General features: G+C 33.4%; 20 protein-coding genes and 1 riboswitch. Of the genes, 11 read left to right on the forward strand and 9 right to left on the reverse strand.

Annotated elements, in window-relative coordinates; genetic code table 11:
* Nucleotides 1–46: 46 nt before the first annotated feature.
* From ACEN2N_RS04495 to ACEN2N_RS04525, 7 genes are all read right to left on the reverse strand, one after another.
* Complete coding sequence (locus ACEN2N_RS04495) at nt 47–739, reverse strand: nitroreductase family protein (protein WP_441823207.1); 693 nt, start codon at nt 737–739, stop codon at nt 47–49.
* Nucleotides 740–1006: 267 nt separating this feature from the next.
* Nucleotides 1007–3034 carry an oxidoreductase gene (locus ACEN2N_RS04500; protein ID WP_441823551.1) on the reverse strand — a complete coding sequence of 676 codons (2028 nt, stop codon included), beginning with the start codon at nt 3032–3034 and terminating at the stop codon, nt 1007–1009.
* A 254-nt stretch (nt 3035–3288) separates the two neighbouring features.
* Nucleotides 3289–4149 (reverse strand): outer membrane beta-barrel protein, encoded by an 861-nt coding sequence (locus ACEN2N_RS04505; RefSeq protein WP_441823208.1) that lies wholly within the window; start codon nt 4147–4149, stop codon nt 3289–3291.
* Nucleotides 4150–4423: 274 nt separating this feature from the next.
* Nucleotides 4424–4636 (reverse strand): hypothetical protein, encoded by a 213-nt coding sequence (locus tag ACEN2N_RS04510; RefSeq protein WP_441823209.1) that lies wholly within the window; start codon nt 4634–4636, stop codon nt 4424–4426.
* Between the two features lie 177 nt (nt 4637–4813).
* Nucleotides 4814–5476 carry a hypothetical protein gene (locus ACEN2N_RS04515; protein ID WP_441823210.1) on the reverse strand — a complete coding sequence of 221 codons (663 nt, stop codon included), beginning with the start codon at nt 5474–5476 and terminating at the stop codon, nt 4814–4816.
* 155 nt (nt 5477–5631) lie between these two features.
* A complete protein-coding gene (locus ACEN2N_RS04520; protein ID WP_441823211.1) occupies nt 5632–6933 on the reverse strand; it encodes a Na+/H+ antiporter NhaC family protein in 1302 nt (433 codons plus the stop codon).
* 51 nt (nt 6934–6984) lie between these two features.
* Nucleotides 6985–7082, reverse strand: a riboswitch (SAM-I-IV-variant riboswitch).
* 599 nt (nt 7083–7681) lie between these two features.
* Complete coding sequence (locus ACEN2N_RS04525; protein ID WP_441823212.1) at nt 7682–8059, reverse strand: response regulator; 378 nt, start codon at nt 8057–8059, stop codon at nt 7682–7684.
* Nucleotides 8060–8423: 364 nt separating this feature from the next.
* Between ACEN2N_RS04525 and ACEN2N_RS04530 the strand changes: the two genes are divergently transcribed.
* From ACEN2N_RS04530 to ACEN2N_RS04550, 5 genes are all read left to right on the forward strand, one after another.
* Nucleotides 8424–9149 (forward strand): DUF5995 family protein, encoded by a 726-nt coding sequence (locus tag ACEN2N_RS04530; protein WP_441823552.1) that lies wholly within the window; start codon nt 8424–8426, stop codon nt 9147–9149.
* Nucleotides 9150–9331: 182 nt separating this feature from the next.
* Nucleotides 9332–9529 carry a hypothetical protein gene (locus ACEN2N_RS04535; protein WP_441823213.1) on the forward strand — a complete coding sequence of 66 codons (198 nt, stop codon included), beginning with the start codon at nt 9332–9334 and terminating at the stop codon, nt 9527–9529.
* 16 nt (nt 9530–9545) lie between these two features.
* Nucleotides 9546–10247 carry a hypothetical protein gene (locus ACEN2N_RS04540; protein WP_441823214.1) on the forward strand — a complete coding sequence of 234 codons (702 nt, stop codon included), beginning with the start codon at nt 9546–9548 and terminating at the stop codon, nt 10245–10247.
* A 283-nt stretch (nt 10248–10530) separates the two neighbouring features.
* Nucleotides 10531–10695, forward strand: coding sequence for a Lacal_2735 family protein (locus ACEN2N_RS04545; RefSeq protein WP_441823215.1), 165 nt, complete (start codon nt 10531–10533; stop codon nt 10693–10695).
* Nucleotides 10696–10738: 43 nt separating this feature from the next.
* On the forward strand, nt 10739–11095 hold the full coding sequence (locus ACEN2N_RS04550; protein WP_441823216.1) for a DoxX family protein: 357 nt from the start codon (nt 10739–10741) through the stop codon (nt 11093–11095).
* 3 nt (nt 11096–11098) lie between these two features.
* Here ACEN2N_RS04550 and ACEN2N_RS04555 read toward each other — a convergent pair whose 3' ends face one another.
* A complete protein-coding gene (locus ACEN2N_RS04555) occupies nt 11099–11461 on the reverse strand; it encodes a DoxX family protein (RefSeq protein WP_441823217.1) in 363 nt (120 codons plus the stop codon).
* Nucleotides 11462–11560: 99 nt separating this feature from the next.
* Between ACEN2N_RS04555 and ACEN2N_RS04560 the strand changes: the two genes are divergently transcribed.
* The 6 genes from ACEN2N_RS04560 to ACEN2N_RS04585 all read left to right on the forward strand — a co-directional run bounded on the left by ACEN2N_RS04560 (nt 11561) and on the right by ACEN2N_RS04585 (nt 16914).
* Nucleotides 11561–12814, forward strand: a complete 1254-nt coding sequence (locus ACEN2N_RS04560) for an NAD(P)/FAD-dependent oxidoreductase (protein WP_441823218.1) — start codon at nt 11561–11563, stop codon at nt 12812–12814.
* A 99-nt stretch (nt 12815–12913) separates the two neighbouring features.
* A complete protein-coding gene (locus ACEN2N_RS04565) occupies nt 12914–13588 on the forward strand; it encodes an NUDIX hydrolase (RefSeq protein WP_441823219.1) in 675 nt (224 codons plus the stop codon).
* A 104-nt stretch (nt 13589–13692) separates the two neighbouring features.
* Nucleotides 13693–14124, forward strand: a complete 432-nt coding sequence (locus ACEN2N_RS04570) for a nucleoside 2-deoxyribosyltransferase domain-containing protein (RefSeq protein WP_441823220.1) — start codon at nt 13693–13695, stop codon at nt 14122–14124.
* Nucleotides 14125–14134: 10 nt separating this feature from the next.
* The gene (locus tag ACEN2N_RS04575; RefSeq protein WP_441823221.1) at nt 14135–15589 is read left to right on the forward strand and encodes a nicotinate phosphoribosyltransferase; all 1455 of its coding nucleotides are present in this window, start codon (nt 14135–14137) and stop codon (nt 15587–15589) included.
* 10 nt (nt 15590–15599) lie between these two features.
* Complete coding sequence (locus tag ACEN2N_RS04580; protein ID WP_441823222.1) at nt 15600–16145, forward strand: NADAR family protein; 546 nt, start codon at nt 15600–15602, stop codon at nt 16143–16145.
* A 4-nt stretch (nt 16146–16149) separates the two neighbouring features.
* On the forward strand, nt 16150–16914 hold the full coding sequence (locus tag ACEN2N_RS04585; RefSeq protein WP_441823223.1) for a phosphoribosyltransferase family protein: 765 nt from the start codon (nt 16150–16152) through the stop codon (nt 16912–16914).
* Between the two features lie 195 nt (nt 16915–17109).
* Here ACEN2N_RS04585 and ACEN2N_RS04590 read toward each other — a convergent pair whose 3' ends face one another.
* A complete protein-coding gene (locus ACEN2N_RS04590; protein WP_441823224.1) occupies nt 17110–17961 on the reverse strand; it encodes a formate/nitrite transporter family protein in 852 nt (283 codons plus the stop codon).
* Between the last annotated feature and the right edge of the window lie 495 nt (nt 17962–18456).

Raw genomic sequence — 18456 nt, forward strand, 5'->3', positions numbered from 1 at the left:
ACTAAATTATTATTAGTTAGAATTTAAAATGACTTTACTTAAAGTATTACTCGTAGAACTTAGAAACCTCATCTAATGGTTTTCTTTCTAGATCTGGCACATACGTTGGTGTCTTTGGGTAACCAACTGGTAACAGTAAAAATGCGCGTTCATTACTCGGTCTATCTAATAGTTTTGCTAGAAAGTTCATCGGACTCGGAGTGTGTGTTAGCGTAACTAACCCGGCATTGTGTATCGACGTAATCAACATACCGGCAGCAATACCTACAGATTCGTTTACGTAGTAATTATTTACTTTTTCTCCATTGCTATCTATATCATGAACTTTTTTAAAAATGATAATAAGCCAAGGGGCATCTTCTAAAAAGGGCTTGTACATATTCGTACCCATTGGTTCCAAATCTTTTAACCAACGATCACTCATTCTACTTTCATAGCTTTCTTTCTCTTCTGCTTCGGCGGCTTCTCTAATCTTTGTTTTCAATATCGGGTTAGATACTGCACAGAATGTCCATGGTTGTTTATGTGCACCTGATGGTGCTGTAGAAGCCGTTTTAATCAACGTTTCAATCACTTCTTTGGGCACAGCGGTACTTGCATATTCTCTTACTGACCTTCTTTCATCCAAATGTTTATAAAATGCCTCGCTCTGTTTTATGAGTTCTTCTTGAGATAAAGCATTTTCCTTGTAAAGTACATGTTTATGTCCGCTAACAGATATATGAGATTCAGGCGTCATATTTTAATTTTGGATAAATTGGTAATCTCTCAAAGATATTGCTTTTTTAAAGTTTCAATAAGTTCAGAAATTTAAAATTGACTTCGTTTAATAATTTAATTTACAAATTAAGGCAAACTCTTTTTAAAATAACTTAGTAATTATAAACCGTAATTGTTATATCAATGTATTTAAGAAAAATTACATTAATAACTTAAAATTTATAAGTTCATCATATACAATTTCTTAAAATCAGAAACAAGTATAATATCTCATAAAGGTTATAAGTTATATTTCAGCGGCTAATCTACAAGCTTGATTTATGGCACGTTTAGCATCTAATTCAGCGGCAACATCTGCACCACCAATTACATGTACTTTTATGCCTTTTGCTTGTAATGGTTCTAAAAGTTCTTTAAATGGTAATTGTCCTGCACAAATGATAATATTATCTACTTCTAGTATTTTTTGCTCGTCATTTTGGGTATAATGCAAACCTTCATCATCTATCTTAGTATACTGCACTTCATTAATAAATTGTACATTTTTCTTTTTCAACGTAGAACGATGAATCCAACCAGTGGTTTTACCAAGATTTGCACCAAACTTACCTTTGCTGCGTTTGAACATAAAAATTTCTCTTGGCGACGGGTGAATTTTTGATTGTATATTCTCAATACCACTACGCGCCTCTAAGGTCTTATCAATTCCCCATTCCTTAAGCCATGCATCTATATTTAAAGCAGTACTTTCCCCTTCATGGGCTAAATATTCTGAGACATCAAAACCGATTCCGCCAGCGCCGATAACCGCAACACGTTTACCCACAGGTTTTTTCAATTTTAAGACATCTATATAATTTAAAACTTTTGGATGATCAACACCCTCAATTTTCGGAGTTCTTGGTTTTATTCCGGTTGCTACAATAACTTCATCAAAATTGCCATTTTGCAAGTCTTTTGCCGTTACCCTAGTATTCAATTTAACCGTTACATTATGCAATTCTAATTGCTTATTAAAATAACGAATGGTTTCGTAGAATTCTTCTTTACCAGGTATTTGCTTTGCTAGGTTAAATTGTCCTCCTGTTTCTTTTTCACTATCAAAAAGCGTAACATCGTGCCCACGCTGTGCTGCTATTGTTGATGCTGCCATACCTGCCGGACCAGCACCCACAACGGCTATTCTTTTCTTAGTCTTTGCTGGGTTATAATTTAGTTCCGTTTCATGACATGCCCTCGGATTCACCAAGCAACTAGCAACTTTACGTTCAAAAACATGGTCTAAACATGCTTGATTGCAACCAATACAGGTATTTATCTCATCTGCCTTATTTGCCTTAGCCTTATTTACCCACTCTGGATCTGCTAAAAATGGTCGTGCCATAGAAACCATATCTGCATGACCTTCTGCTAAAACTTGCTCTGCAGTTTCGGGCATATTTATTCTGTTAGAGGTAACTAACGGAATCTTTAATTCTTCTTTCATCTTTTTGGTCACCCAAGTAAATGCCGCTCTAGGTACCGATGTTGCAATTGTTGGTATACGTGCTTCATGCCAGCCAATTCCTGTATTTATAATGGTAGCACCAGCTTTTTCTATTTCTTTACCTAAGGCAACCACTTCTTGCCAAGAGCTTCCTTTTTCTACCAAATCTAACATTGATAAGCGATAAATAATAATAAACTCCTCACCAACGGCTTCGCGTGTTTGCTTTACTAATTCTATGGGTAGACGCATTCGATTTTCATAGCTGCCACCATAGGTATCGGTACGTTTATTTGTTCTTTCTGCAATGAATTGATTAATTAAATAACCTTCAGAACCCATAATTTCTACGCCATCATAACCCGCTAGTTTTGAAAGTTTGGCAGAATTTACAAAATCACGTATGGTGCGATTAATACCAGATTGATTGAGCTTAAATGGTTTAAAAGGGGAGATGGGCGACTTTATAGCCGATGGTGCCACAGCAAAAGGATGATATCCATACCTGCCAGCATGTAATATTTGCATACAAATTTTACCACCTTCTTTATGAACGGCATCAGTAATGACCTTATGATGTTCTGCATGCTTTTTAGTGCTCATTCGTGCAGAAAAAGGACCTGTCCAACCTTGTACGTTGGGCGCTATTCCACCAGTTACTATTAATCCGACTCCACCTTTTGCGCGTTCGGCATAATAAGCGGCTATTTTCTCTAAGCCATTTTTTTCTTCTTCTAATCCGGTATGCATCGAACCCATTAAAATTCGATTCTTTAGGGTGGTAAATCCTAAATCTAAAGGCTCAAAAATATGCTTGTACTTAGTCATCATCGGTTACTTTTTAGTTACTTTTTATTATGCATGCATAATAATTAACAAGATACGTTTTTAATATTTGAAACCTAACCAAACATTTCTCTGAGTGTAGATTGGTCATTTTCAGTGTTAACAATTAGTTTTAAATAACCGCAATACCTTAGCTAATAGTATAAAACCTCAGCAACCGGCATTAAAAAATCCCTATAAAACTATAAGTTCTATAGGGATTCTTATAAATCAAAAGGGAAAAACCTGTTAGGTAATTACTCCTTTATAGATTTAGAAAATTTGTAGGTAATACCAATATTGAGTCCGAATGAAGAATACGGAACTTTTTGAGATAATTCTTTAGAAGTATCTGTATTGGTGTTAGACAAATTATCAACGTATGTTGTTTCTTTATCTACTCCTGCAGGCAAATTGTCAATAGTATACAATCCGTTAACCGCAACTGTACCATCAGGTAGTTTAACATCGGTGTTAAACTCGGCAATTTCAGAATCTTTACGTTTTAAACTGATTCCGTAATACTCTACTTCTGCAAAAAGACTAAAATTAGAATCTAGGTCATACTTGTAACCAAGAGCACCTACAAAACCTAAAGGAAAATGTCCGTGAAAATCCTCTGTATAATTTGTTTCAGAATATGATCCTACCGGTACACCGAAGGCTTCTGCCTCAGCTTCAGAGAAAACAGATTTCTGATAGATAACTCCCTCAGTTTTTCCGCCTAATTTTAGTAAGGCTCCGAAACGGCCATATATATTATTGGTAAACTTATATACAACAGAAGCAGAAGCTCCAAAAGCACGTGCTCTTGCAACCGCATTTACCTCTGTACTTGGTAAGTCAACAATAGATACATCTTGATCTGTTCCTTGTAAATAACCTACACTTAAATCGACCCCAAAAGAGTCATCAAAGAAATATGTTCCTCTTAATTGAACATTGGTGCCTTCTCCATAGCTACCATAAGAATTTTCAGTTTCAGAGGTATTAACGCGTTCTCCTAATTTCATGGTTGCACTACCAATTGCGTAACCAGAACTAGCAGACACTTGCCATTGCCCATAAGATACCGAACTAATTAAAACAGCTGCACAAACAGCTACTAAGTGTTTCATAATAAATGATTTATAAATTGAAAATTGAGTTTAATTACTTTTTTAAAGCAAAAAATTAATTTACGTTAAATATTGATTAACAGCGTTTTGAACAATAATCCTTAAAGTATCTCTAAGATTTAAATCGCATATTTAAATTACTACATCAAAATTAATTTATAAACGAAAGTTCTTATATCTAAGGGTAGTGTTTAACACTCTATTTAAAATTTATACTTGATTTTCTGATATGAATTACTAATTAAGCAATACAAGACCTCTATAGCACACTTTATTATAATTTATTGGGAATTACAAATTCTACTTTTTGTTTAAGATCAATCATTTTTATGGGACTTACAACCACTGACGCACCGCATTTAAAACACCATTTCAAGGAAGAATTATGAACGATATCTTCTGAACGCTCCATACCACCAAACTTATAATAAGGGTGATTGCGCATTCTGTCAGTATGGGTTCTAGAAATAGATTTGCAAACGCTCATTTAGCAAACAGATGTTTCTTTACCTATAGTTAAATATTAGCTTCTTACAACCTTTATTCAACGGCTATTAATACTTGTCCTATTTATTGGCGCCGTTATATTCAAGATAACGGACAATAAAAAAACCTATAGTTTCCTATAGGTTTTTTTATATTTAATAGTGGCTGATATGCTAATTTATTCACTACAATTTTCATTGTAATACAGCACAATAGCAGCTAATTCTGCACCTTTACCATATTCATCATCTTTGAAGTCACCATCATTCATTTTTTGAATAAGTGATTTACAATCTCCTAATTGCTTTTTTACTTTTTTCTTGTATCCTATCCAATCTACATCACCAACAATTAGGCGGTATACTTGTTCAATATTGTTAGCGCCTGGCTTTTTAATGAAATACTTAATAATCGTACCTCTACTACTAGGTCCTCGAACAACCCTTCTTGAAACTTGCGTGCTTTGACTTGCTGTTAGTTTACCATTGTGAGAATATGAAGTCTCGTTTTCAACCTTCATACTACCGTAGTTCGTTTGAATGTTACGTGCCACTAACATTGTTTCTCCTGATATTATCACCTGAAACTCTTCTAATTTCTTGGAATTTGGTGAGCTTCTAAAATATTCAATATCACCTGTTTTTATATGTTCTATATCTTCATGGTCAATTTTCTTAGGTTCCGAGGCTTCAATTTCAGTAAAGAGAATTTTACTTCCCTTATTCTCAATAAGTCCTTCTTTGATATCTCCATTTTTAAAAGTTACTACACCTTTGTTTTGTGCGAAAACATTTGAAATAAAAATAAAGAACACGGCAAACGATAACATCTTGAAATTCATCAATTAATGGTTTAAATTTATAGGTTGTTAGAACGTGTATTTAACAGAAAAATTATTCGCTAAAATGACCTATGCTAAATCATTTTGAAAGGCTTGCTTAGTTGAATTTTCAATAATAAAATTTAAACCATATAAAAACTACGCATCAGGTATTCTTATTTAAACCTCAAAGGCCTTAATCCAATAAACAGTAACGTATAAATAAACAAAAGCAGTAGATACCAAGTATTAGCTACCAAATCTAAATAATCAATTTTCCCTTTTGAGAAGCTTAAAATCATTAAAACCTGAGCACCGTAAGGTAATAGTCCCTGAATAATACAGGCAAATATGTCTAAAATGGAAGCTGTCTTTTTATTATCTAAATGGTACTCGTCATTTATCGTTTTTGCAATGGGTCCGGAAATAATAATAGATACCGTATTATTTGCAATCGCCATATTAACAGTACTTACCAAGGTGGCAATACCAAACTGGGCAGACTTCTTATTTTTAATGAGTTTTTTAATATTGACCAATATAAATTCGATACCTCCATTTCTCTCTACCAAAGCAGCTAAACCACCTGTCAATAATGACAAAAGAAATATTTCGGTCATATTCGTAAATCCGGTATATGCGATTTTAGTGCATTCTATTAATGTGAAATCTCCGTAAGCGATTCCTAATGCACCTGCCGCAATTGTACCTAACAACAAGGTAACAAAGACATTGACTCCCACAACGGAAAGAATAATCACCAATACATATGGCATTATTTTAATGATGGAATAATTATAAACCGTGGTTTCATCTACGACGGACTCCAACCCCAATCCCTGAAATACTAAAATTGCAATGGTGAATAAAGCTGCGGGCACCGCTATTTTGATATTCTGTTTAAATTTATCGCTCATTTTACATCCCAAAGACTGAGTCGCGGCAATTGTGGTATCTGAAATGACAGATAAATTATCGCCAAACATACTACCGCCTAATAGGGCGCCACATAATATTGCCAAATCTGCACTGCTTTCATCTGCAAAACCAACTACAATTGGTGCCAATGCTACAATTGCACCAACCGATGTTCCTGTAGAAACCGATAAAAATCCTGCGATAATAAATATGCCAACATATATATATTGAATTGCTATGACATCTAAACCAAGGTCTACAATAGCATCTACACTTCCCGTTTCGTTTGTAATAGCAGCAAATGCACCTGCTAACAAATAAATAAGGCACATGGTCAATATTTTAGCATCGCCACAACCTTTTAATAAGGTGTTAATTTTGGATGTAATTGTTTGTCTAAACAGTAAAAATGCTACAATTATACCTACAATCACTGCAATAGGAGCGGGCAGTGCATAGAAATCATTTTGATATATACCTACGCCTAAAAACGTAAATACAAATACGAATAAAGGTATTAAAGCTGAAAATTTTGGGATGATTTTTTTAGTACTTACCATTTCTCTTTCTTCATATTCAAAAAAGGAAATAGCTAAAAATTAGAAGAATCATGAGTTAACATTTGTTCCAACTAATTGGCTTATCTATTTAGCACCTTGCTTGTTATTGCAGGTTGCTATCTCCTATTTTGAGATTCTTGATAATAATTTTAAGGCGGCAAAAGTAGTCTATAATTCTTTCAGATAAATCTTAAAAAAAGTTAATATATTACTTGTTCAATAAGAAAAAATGAACGTAAAAAGGAAATTGAAAATGATGGTAATTTCGAAGGTTATAAATTAACAATTACTTGTTTACGCTACGAAAACGTTACAATAACATATGTATCTAAGGCGTAAATATGGTACTAAATGATATTGTAATAGAGCGTTACGTATTTTTAGAATTTAGATGATAATTTACCCTTATGAATTTAAGATAACCCTAACGTTTGTTGACCAAAAGAATCAGCACCGAGTGTTTCGTTTAATTCGACTATTGGTTACTTTCTTTTTGACATTATTACTACACAAAAGTAATATATACATTAGTTTAAACTATTTGTACATTTTTATTCTATAGACCTGAACAACAAAGTGTTAACCTTTACTAATTGTAATTTTACAAGAAGAGTACACAAAAGGGGCAACCAATAAAGCACAATTTAAATAACAATTTGCAGTAGCTATGGTTGCTATTTGGGCAGCTATAGCTAAAGAGATTGTCGATGAAATTTCTTATAAATTATAAGGAAGTTGAAATGCGGAGTTATGCACTTGCTTTTTTTCCATAAATTTTGGCGTAAACTAAATCTATAGCATTATGAAGTTCACTTTTGGTGAATGGTTTGCTAACAAAATCAACACACCCAAGTTCTCTGGCAACTTCTTCAAATTCTTGCTTGGTAGAACTTGATATAAATGGTAAACGGTCTGCAAACATTTCTAGAAAAGAGAGTCCGTTCATTCCTGGCATTTCAATATCTGACATGACCACCTGTGGTTTTGCAATCTGTATATGTACCCAAGCATCATAAGAATCTTCAAACGTAAGTACACTACGTACTAAAGGATGAGTTTTTGCAAGCTTTTCGGCTAATGACAACCATAAAGGGGAGTCATCTACTATTATTAATTCGAGTTTCATTAATCTGATTTCGGGGTTTGAGTGCCGAAAAGTACCCTATTACCTCAGTATGAAAAATTAATTCAGATGAACGGCATAAAAGTATCTTTATATGTTAATATTACACTTTAAAAGGCAGTATGGATTGTGAATTTTAAAACGAGTTTATAGCATAAACTTTGAAATATTCTCTCGAGAACATATTGGCTTTTTGTGAGGATATTATATTGTCAACTTATTCTTAGAAGTTTATTTAAATCTTTACTCCTTTACATATTAAATTAGTTTTTCATTGACGCTAGTATTACTACATTTAGAATGTATTAAAAATCTTACTCTTTAAAACAAAAATCAAATCAGCAGACCAACCACCATATCAGAAGTTATTCAGCAACTTGATAACATTATACTAGATGCTATCGAAAACAATAACCGTATCGGGTATTTTGCATTTTTATATAGACGGGTTACTGCTGAAATATTAAAAGAAGTACAATTAGGGAATTTTGAAGATAATGCCCGAATGGAAACCTTCGATGTTACTTTTGCCAATTACTACTTAGATGCTTATAATGGTTATAGCAACCAACAACCTATTAGTAAATCGTGGCAATTTGCCTTTGATACTAAAAATGAAACCTTAACCATTCTTCAGCATATTATGTTGGGTATCAATACCCATATTAATCTAGATTTGGGTTTAGCAGCGAGTACCACCATGAATGGGCTAGAAATATCGGCTATCAAAAAGGACTTCAACACCGTAAATACCATACTTGGTAATATCGTTAATGAAATGCAAGACCGACTAAGTCGTGTTTCTCCATTATTATTTTTATTAGATCTCGCCGGAAAAAATACCGATGAAGAAATTATCAACTTCAGTTTAAAAAAAGCAAGAGAACTCTCATGGTATAATGCAAATTTACTTTGGGGTTTAGGTACTCTTCACCAAGATACCGCCATACAGCAAATGGACACAACTGTTTTAAGTCTTGGAGAATTTATAAAAGCGCCTAAATCAAAAATTGTGATGTATGCTCTTCAATTTTTAGGCAAGTTCGAAGAAAAAAATGTGGGTAGGGTGATTTCTAGATTGCGAGAAGAATAGAGTACTTCATTATTAGGAAAAAATAGGCTTCAGGTAAATTTGAAGATAATGATTCATAAAATTTAGAATCAATTGTAAAACATATCAGCGAAAGAGGTTTGCAAATTATACAAAACCTTGAATACAAACAATTTAAGCTTCTATTTTACGTTTTACTTTTACTAATCATTATAATTAAAATCATGAAGAAATTAAGTATGCTTGTGTTTTCCATTTTTTGCATTGGATTTATATCTTGTCGAGATAATAAACAAAAACAATTAGATAACACCCTCGATAAAATTGAAGCGGTAGAGCAAGAAATGGATGAAACAACCGAAGAAATAAATCAAAAATCAGAAGACGCAAAGGCGGCTCTTAGCGAATTGGACAGTATTTAAATAAAGAAACTTAATAATGAAAGATATAAAAAGACTAATAGGTTTAATACTTCTAACATGTGTTTTAAGCACAACAACGGGGTATGCCCAAGGTAAATCTCAAGAAAAAGGAAAAAGGGAAAAAGTCAATAAAATTAAAGATACTGTCGATGAGGATATTGATGAGGCTGTTGAGAAACAAAAAGGAAAAGCCGATGAAATGAAACAGAAAGGTAAAGACAAGATTAAAGACAAAGCTAAAGAAGAGAAGAAAAAGATAAAAGGCGATGATAATAATGATGGTGATGAAAAACATGATGACGATGATGATGAAATGCACGATGATTCAGTAAAGAAATCTGAAAAGAAAGCAAAAAAAGAAAACTCAAATAATGGAAAAGCCTACGGTCGTGACAAAGGTGAAATGAGTGGTCAAGAATTTGGCAAATATAGAGCTACAATAGCTAGTGAAAAAATAAGTGAATCTGAAGTCACCATTGCCGAAAATGAGATTACTTTAAATGAAGGTCGTAAAAAAGTAAAAGAAGCTAAGGAAAAGGTTGAAAAACAACGTGAAGAAAAAGACGTAGATGAAGAGGTCATAAAACAGAAAGAAGAAAAAATATCTAAAGCTGAAGAGAAATTGAATGAGCTGGAAGATGTTATCAAAAAAGGAAAAGAAAGAATAAAAAAACAACGCAAAGAAATTGAAGAAATTGGTAATAAACCTGTTGAATAGATAAATTTTTTTAAAATATCTTAAAAGCTCTTATTAAAATGATAAGAGCTTTTTTTATGACCTAAACTTAACGATGTGAAAAGTTATTACGAATTGCACTACTAATGTATTCATCATCCTAGAAATTCGCGCCCCATCATAATTACCAACATTGGATACATCCTTGCGAGATTATATATATCTTAACTACTTTTGTTTAATTATATCTAAAAATAATTAAACATTACGTATCTTTATAACCTAGTAATTTACTAGATACATACATCAAAAATCTATAAAAATTATGTTCGGATTATTTAAAAAAAAATCAGAAAAAGAAATATTACAAAGTGAGTACGAGAAGCTTTTAAAAGAATCCTATACCTTATCTACAACAAATAGAAAATTGAGTGATCAAAAGACTTTTGAAGCCGATGAGATAATGAAGAAAATAGAACAGTTATCTTAATTCTCTCGACCCGTACAACTACCTACGAGTATAAAAAAACAAAATGAAGATTTTAAACATTGCCATACTTTTATCAAGTAGTGCCTTTTTATACTACGGTGTAGAATGTCTTTTCTCTCAGAAAATGAAAGATGAGTTTGTAAGATTTGGTCTAAAGAATCAGAGAGTTCTTACTGCAATCTTGCAACTAGCAGGTGGTTTGGGATTAATTATTGGTTACTTCTTTTCACCTATTCTTGTATTAATGGCTTCAGCAGGTCTAACACTTCTTATGTTTTTAGGTTTCGCCGTTAGAATAAAAATTAAGGACAGCGTGGCAGAATCATTACCTTCATTGGTATTGGCTCTTATAAATTTATTTATAGCAGTAAGCTATTTTCAACAACTTACTGCATCGTAAATTTTATGCAAAAGCTATAATCAAACAAAGCACTAGAAATAAAGCTGCAGGAAAAGATTTTAGTATTGGGTCTTTTATTTTAATATGCATCGCTATTGAACCTAATAGTAAGGCTGCCAAACCTAAAGCTGCAGGTTGCTTTACTACAGGAAACCATATTGCAACAAGTAGTAAAAGAGCCAAAGTCACCTTTAAAAAGCCAATTATATAGCACATTTGCTTTGATAGGCCATAGACCTCAAATTCTTCTATAATAGTTGTCGCATTTCCACCACGCCATCTTGTTGGTTTTTTATTCTGTATTAGCCATACATTTAATATACTTAAGGCGACTATAATTTGGAAGATGATGATTAAATAATTCATGATTAAGATAGTTTTATAGACCAATTACATATATTAGTCTATATCAAAAATACTAATTTTGTTCATATAGATACTAAATTTGTTAAACAAAAATTTAAAATGAGTAATCAAGATTCTAAGATTCATATTATAGGTGCGGGAATTAGTGGCTTAGTCGCAGCAATTGTACTTGAACAAAACGGATTTTCTCCTGTATTAATCGAAGCTACAGATAGGGTAGGCGGTAGGGTGAAAACAGATATTGTAAATGGGTATCAGTTGGACCACGGATTTCAAGTATTATTAACCGCTTATCCTGCAGCTCAAAAATATCTTGATTACAACGCTTTAGAACTACAAAATTTCTTGCCTGGTGCTTCCATTTTTAAAAATGGAAAACAAGAAATAATTGGTGATCCGCTAAGAAATGCATCTTTATTACTTTCTACGCTGTTTGCCAATGTTGGTACTATTACAGATAAATTGAAAATTCTAAAACTCAATACGAAACTGAAGAAAAAATCAATCGCCGATATATTTTCAGATAAAGCTCAAACTGCATTTTCGTATTTGAGTGATTTAGGTTTCTCTTCTGAAATAATAAATGATTTCTTCAAACCTTTTTTCAGCGGAATTTTTCTTGAGAACAAATTAGATACTTCTAGCAGAATGTTCGAATTTGTCTATAAAATGTTCGGTGAAGGCAATGCTGCATTACCTAAAGGCGGAATTGAAGAAATTCCGAAGCAACTATTAAAACAGCTAAAAAGAACTACTATAAAATACAAAACTCCTGTATCTTCTATTAGCGAAAACAATATTGTACTTGCTGACGGACAAGAATTAGAGAGCGATTATATAATTATAGCAACGGAAGCGAGCAACTTAATTCAAAATTTAAAGAATCAAGCTATTGAATGGCAAAGCTGTGACACCCTGTATTTTGAGACGGAAAACAGAACGATTAAAAAACCCCTTATCGGATTAGTTCCTGATCAAAACTCCCTAATCAATAATATTTTCTACCATACAAGTCTTAAAACCGCATTAAATGCTGGTAAAGAATTACTTTCTGTTACTGTTGTTGATAACCAGGGATTAACTGGTATAAAGCTTATAAGTCAAGTTCAAAAGGAGTTAAAAGAACTTTGTGGTATTACTGCTACTACATTTATAAAACACTACCGCATACCAAAGTCGCTACCAAAGTTGAACGAACTACACTATGAAATATCGCCTTCTGAAACACGCTTAACGGAGACTATTTATCTAGCTGGCGATATTCAGTTAAACGGCTCTTTAAATGCAGCTATGATTGCCGGTGAAAAAGCTGCGCTGGGTGTTCTAGAAAATTTGCAGGGCTTGTTTAAATAATAGACACTTTTAAAACGTGATAGGCTAGAAGGTTTTGATAATATGTATGTAATTGGAATAATTATTATTCCTTATATTAGCGTAAAATATACGCATAGTATGCAACAATCTATTCAACTCTCCGTAGATGCTGTAGTCTTTGGTTATGAAGCTGGTAACATTTCCATATTACTTATTAAAAGAAAGTATGAACCTTTTAAGGATAAATGGGCAATCCCTGGCGGATTTGTATTGGATGATGAGTCATTAGAAGAAGCTGTTGAACGAGAGCTTAAAGAGGAAACTGGTATAAAGATCAATTACTTAGAACAGCTGTATACTTTCGGGAAACCGAATAGAGACCCAAGGGGTAGGGTAGTATCTATAGCTTATTTCGGATTAATTCGCCCTAATGCATTTAAAATATATGCTTCTACAGATGCAGCACAAGTACAGTGGTTCAATATAAATGAACTGCCAGAATTGTCTTTTGATCATAAGGAGATTTTAGAGGCCGCTATTAAAAGACTTAAAAGTAAAATTACCTACGAACCTATAGGTTTTGAATTGCTTGATACAAAATTTCCGTTTTCAGATTTAGAGAAATTATATAGTACGTTACTAGGCAGAGAGGTAGATAGGCGCAACTTCAGAAAGAAGATTATGGGTTTAAATGTACTTGATGAACTTGATGAAAAGGTCTCTAAAGGTTCTGGTAGGCCCGCCAATTTATTCCAATTTAATCAAAAAAGATACTTCCATCTTAAAAAAGAAGGTATCATATTCGAAATATAACACACTGTTTTTTAGGTATATAATTAGTTTGCGTAAAAATAACGCATAATATTCTAGGTTCGTATCCTAATGTGTTTTACATTTGCGTCATAATAACGCAAATTATGATTTACAATTCAACTACTTCAATACCCCATAAAGCAATAGGAGAGAAGTATGTTTTCGTAGCGGGTAGTATGGATGCTAATACTACATCAAATTGGAGAACACAATGCATAGCTGCATTAGAAAATAGCCATCACATTTTTGACCCAACACATAAAGACCACGATTCTTTAAACAAGTGCGAGATGGAGAATCATATTAATTGGGAACTAGATGCTTTAAACAGTGCAGATATCATCCTTCTAAATTTTCTTCCAAATGCCTTATCTCCAATATCTTTGGTAGAGTTGGGGCTATACGTGGCAAGCGATAAATTAATTGTTATTTGTCCTAAAGAATTTTATAAGAATACCTACGTTACTACTTTGTGTAAAAAATACAATACGCCTATAGTTCTTAGTACAGAAGAGGCTTTAAATACTATAAAATAAAACCAACATTATGAACGGATTACTACTAACAGACGGATATAAAACAGGACACCACCAACAATACCCTAAAGGAACAGAAGAGGTATATTCTAACTGGACACCTAGAAGCAACAAATATGCTCCTAAAGGTTGTGATAAAGTGCTATCATTTGGGCAACAGTATGTATTTCAATGGTTACATGATTATTTTCAGGACAACTTCTTTTCTAAGCCAAAAGCAGAAGTGTGTAATGAGCTAAAAGAAGAATTATCACTGTATTTAGGTACGGATTATGATGTTACCCATTATGAGGAATTACACGATTTACAACATTTACCAATTAAAGTAAAGTCCTTACAAGAAGGGGTAGAGGTAGACATTAGAGTACCTATGGTTACTGTAGTGAATACCGATAAAAAGTTCTATTGGATCACCAATTTCTTAGAAACCATTTTGTCTACTATGCTATGGCAACCAATGACATCGGCATCTATTGCTTTATTGTACAAGCGAATTTTCAAAAAATGGACACTTTTAACCGATAAGGATAATCTAGCTTTTATTGATTTTCAAGGGCACGATTTTTCCATGAGAGGTATGGGCGGCTTGCAAAGTGCAATATCATCTGGTATGGGACATGCTTCTGTATTTCTTGGATCAGATACGCTACCGGTTATAAGTAGCCTACGTAAGTATTATAATGCTGAGGGTTTTGTGGTAGGTTCTGTAAATGCTACTGAACACTCCGTAATGTGTGCCGGTACTAAAGATGATGAAATAGGTACTTTTAGAGCTTTAATGAACACCTACCCAACGGGAATTCTATCTGTAGTTAGTGATACATGGGATTTATGGAAAGTGCTTACCGAGTATCTTCCGCAATTAAAAGAAGAGGTACTTTCTAGAGATGGTAAACTTGTCATAAGACCAGATAGCGGAGACCCTGTTGATATCATTTGTGGAGAATCTGGTTCGCTAGGCAGCAACACTCCTAAAGATAAAGGGGTAGTGGAGTTACTTTGGGATATTTTTGGCGGTACCGTTAACGAACAAGGTTTTAAAGTTTTAGATAGCCATATTGGTGCTATTTATGGCGATAGCATTACCACGGAAAGAGCGGAAGCTATCTGCCAACGTTTAAGCGATAAAGGCTTCGCAACCACCAATGTAGTTCTTGGTATTGGTTCTTTTACCTACCAATTTAATACTAGAGATACCTTTGGTTTTGCAATGAAAGATACTTCTGTAGTGGTAAATGGTGTACGAAGAGAAATTTTCAAAGATCCTATTACTGACGACGGAATTAAAAAATCTGCCAAGGGATTGGTTAAAGTTGAATTACACGACAATGAATACGTATTGGTGGATCAAGTTACACCAGAACAAGAAAACACAGGTGAGTTGCAAGTAATCTATGAGGATGGAAAATTTGTAAATCAAACGAACATTCAAGAGATTAGAGACCGTATTAACAAGAATCTTTAATTTATAGCTTATGAAATATAGTAATAAATGGTTAAAGAATCAGATTGAAGAAATGGAGGTTAAATACCTATTTTTCTGGGGGCATCAACCACTCAGGAATGGTCAAATAGGTAAATCCTGCTTTAGTCAATGGTTTGAAAAAGGATTCGAGCACGAAGGAATTACTTATTTAACGGCTGAACACTGGATGATGGCTGAAAAAGCAAGACTCTTTGTTAATGAAGACATATTATCTAAAATTTTAAAAAGTGGCTCAGCTGGGGAGGTTAAAAAGTTTGGAAGACAAATTATCAACTTTGATGTAGATATTTGGGATAGACATAAATATGATATAGTTAAAAAGGGAAATTATTTAAAGTTTAAACAAAATGAAGATTTGCTTACCTTTTTGCTTAGTACAAACAATAGAATTTTAGTAGAGGCTAGCCCTCATGATAATATTTGGGGAATCGGGATGACGGCAAATGATGAACATATACAAAATCCGGATATGTGGAAAGGCCAAAATTTATTAGGATATGCCTTAATGGAAGTTAGAGACTCTTTAAAAGAATAATTATATGAAATACGAAATAAAAAAGTTCCATGACGGACAGGTTACTGCTAAAATCGCTGAAGCCGGAGATATTCATATAAAAATTAGAGGAAACAGTTATGAAGATTTATTTAGAGCTGCTTCCATAAAAGAGGCTTGGGACGCCACTAATGCAACCTATAAAACAGCGGTAGCTAAACTCACCATATTTTGCTTAATTGGGCAACGATCAGATAGACGATTTAATAAGGGAGAATCTTTCGATCTAAAAGTAATTTGCAAATTTATAAATGACATGAAATTTGATGTGGTTTCCATTTTACATCCGCACAGTCCTATTTCATTGGCGTTAATTGAGAATTCAGAAAAAATATCGCATGTAGACTATGTTGAAAAGGCTTATAATCAAATCGGTAACCCAGTATTGGTGAGTCCAGATGCTGGTGCGTATAAAACTACCCATGAAATTGCAGAAAAGCTAAATGCAGATTTAGTGCCTTCTAACAAAGTCCGTGTAGACGGAGCGCCTGAAATTAGTATTCAAGGTGATGTAAAAGGCAAAGAATGCTTAATTGTAGATGATTTGGCAGATGGTGGCAGAACGTTTAAATTTTTGGCGGAAGCTTTAAAAAAACAAGGCGCAACCAAAGTATTTTTATATGTTACCCACGGACAGTTTAATTATGGTTTCGATGAGCTTAAAGAATCCATTGACCATATTTACTGTACCAATAGTTATAAGGATATTGATGATGATTTTGTAACGCAATTCATGTTAGAAGGATTGTAAATTTCTACCTAATTGTTAAATGAAAAATAGCGCGTTACTGCGCTATTTTTTTGTGCTGAATTTCAACTTAAAACTGATATGATAATGCGGATTACGTAGCTTTTGCCAAAAGAAAATGTGAAGAACTCGTCTTGTCTTTGGCTACAACTAATACAAAGAAAAATAAAGCTCTAAGTATCACTTAATCAAATAGTATCAGACCTTCTCTTCATAGTTCGATTCAAAAATTCGGTATTTAAATAATCCAACAACTACTGCGCCACCAATACTATTACCCAACAATGCTAAAAATAAAAACCAAAGGTAATCTAGAAAGCTAATATCAGCGGAATGTAGAAAGGCACCAAACACTTCTATATTACCTACAATACTATGGTGAAATCCGCCAAAACCTATAACACCGGTAATCATTATTATAAGCACCAAACGAGTCAACGAATTCATGGTACTGTTCAACAACCAGGTCAAAAGCCCCATTAGCCATCCGGCAACTACGGCACTTGTTAATAGTACCCAAGAGTCTTCTTTTGCGACATGGGCACCAATTTCTACCATGGTTTCCGCTGTAAACAAATGAAGATGAGGCGCAAGAAATCCGATAAAGACAGCAAAAATAATTCCACCAATAACATTACCTAGAATAACTAATCCCCATACACGTAATAACTCCCAAATGCTGCGCTGACCATTTAACATAGGCAAAGCTAATACCGATGTTTGTTCGGTAAAAAGGGCAGATTTTCCGAGAATAACCAATATAAATCCGACAGGGTATACAAGTGCAAAAAGTTTAAAAATGAACGTCGTTTCAATAGTACCGTTTAATAGATAATAAAGCGCACAGATCATAAAATAACTAAACCCAATTTCTAGTCCGGCAATTAGCGCACTTAAAAACATGGCTTTATTTTTTACCTTGAAAATTTCTTCTCCTTCATGAATAACCCTACTGAGAATAACACTGTACTCATTGCCACCCTTTATTTCTTCAGATTTTTTCTCCAGTTCTTTTTGATGGTCTTGTTGTTCTTCTTTTTCGGTTTCCATAATTTGGTGGTACGTTTTATAATTGGCAGCTGTAATTTACAATTCTCTATTTTTATATAAGATATTAATAATTAGTTAATTATATAAACCAACTAAACGGATGATTCTGCTTATAAGGTATACGCTATTTAAAAATTCTGTTTTGAAATTAAGTGTACAGCATAGAATTTATAGATACCACTTTTTAAAAATACATAACAGACCGGAGTATAATTGCGCCTAATAAATTTTTAGATAGCTTTAAAAAACAAAGCACAACTAAAATATTTTTATGGTTTTGTGTGATAAAATGAAGTATTGCCATACTAATAGCATGAACAAACATATACGACATCATGAAAACAGTAGCTAAAAAATTCAACCTTCAGAAAATCCTTATAAAATTTTATACCTGTGAGATACGTACTTTTAAGCGAATATTAGGACTAAAATAACAGCGTCAAATTACTATTGCCTCATCCAGCATTGAAACCGTTTCACTTGATATAAGGGCCT

Source organism: Maribacter spongiicola (genome assembly GCF_052119685.1).
Taxonomy (GTDB): domain Bacteria; phylum Bacteroidota; class Bacteroidia; order Flavobacteriales; family Flavobacteriaceae; genus Maribacter; species Maribacter spongiicola_A.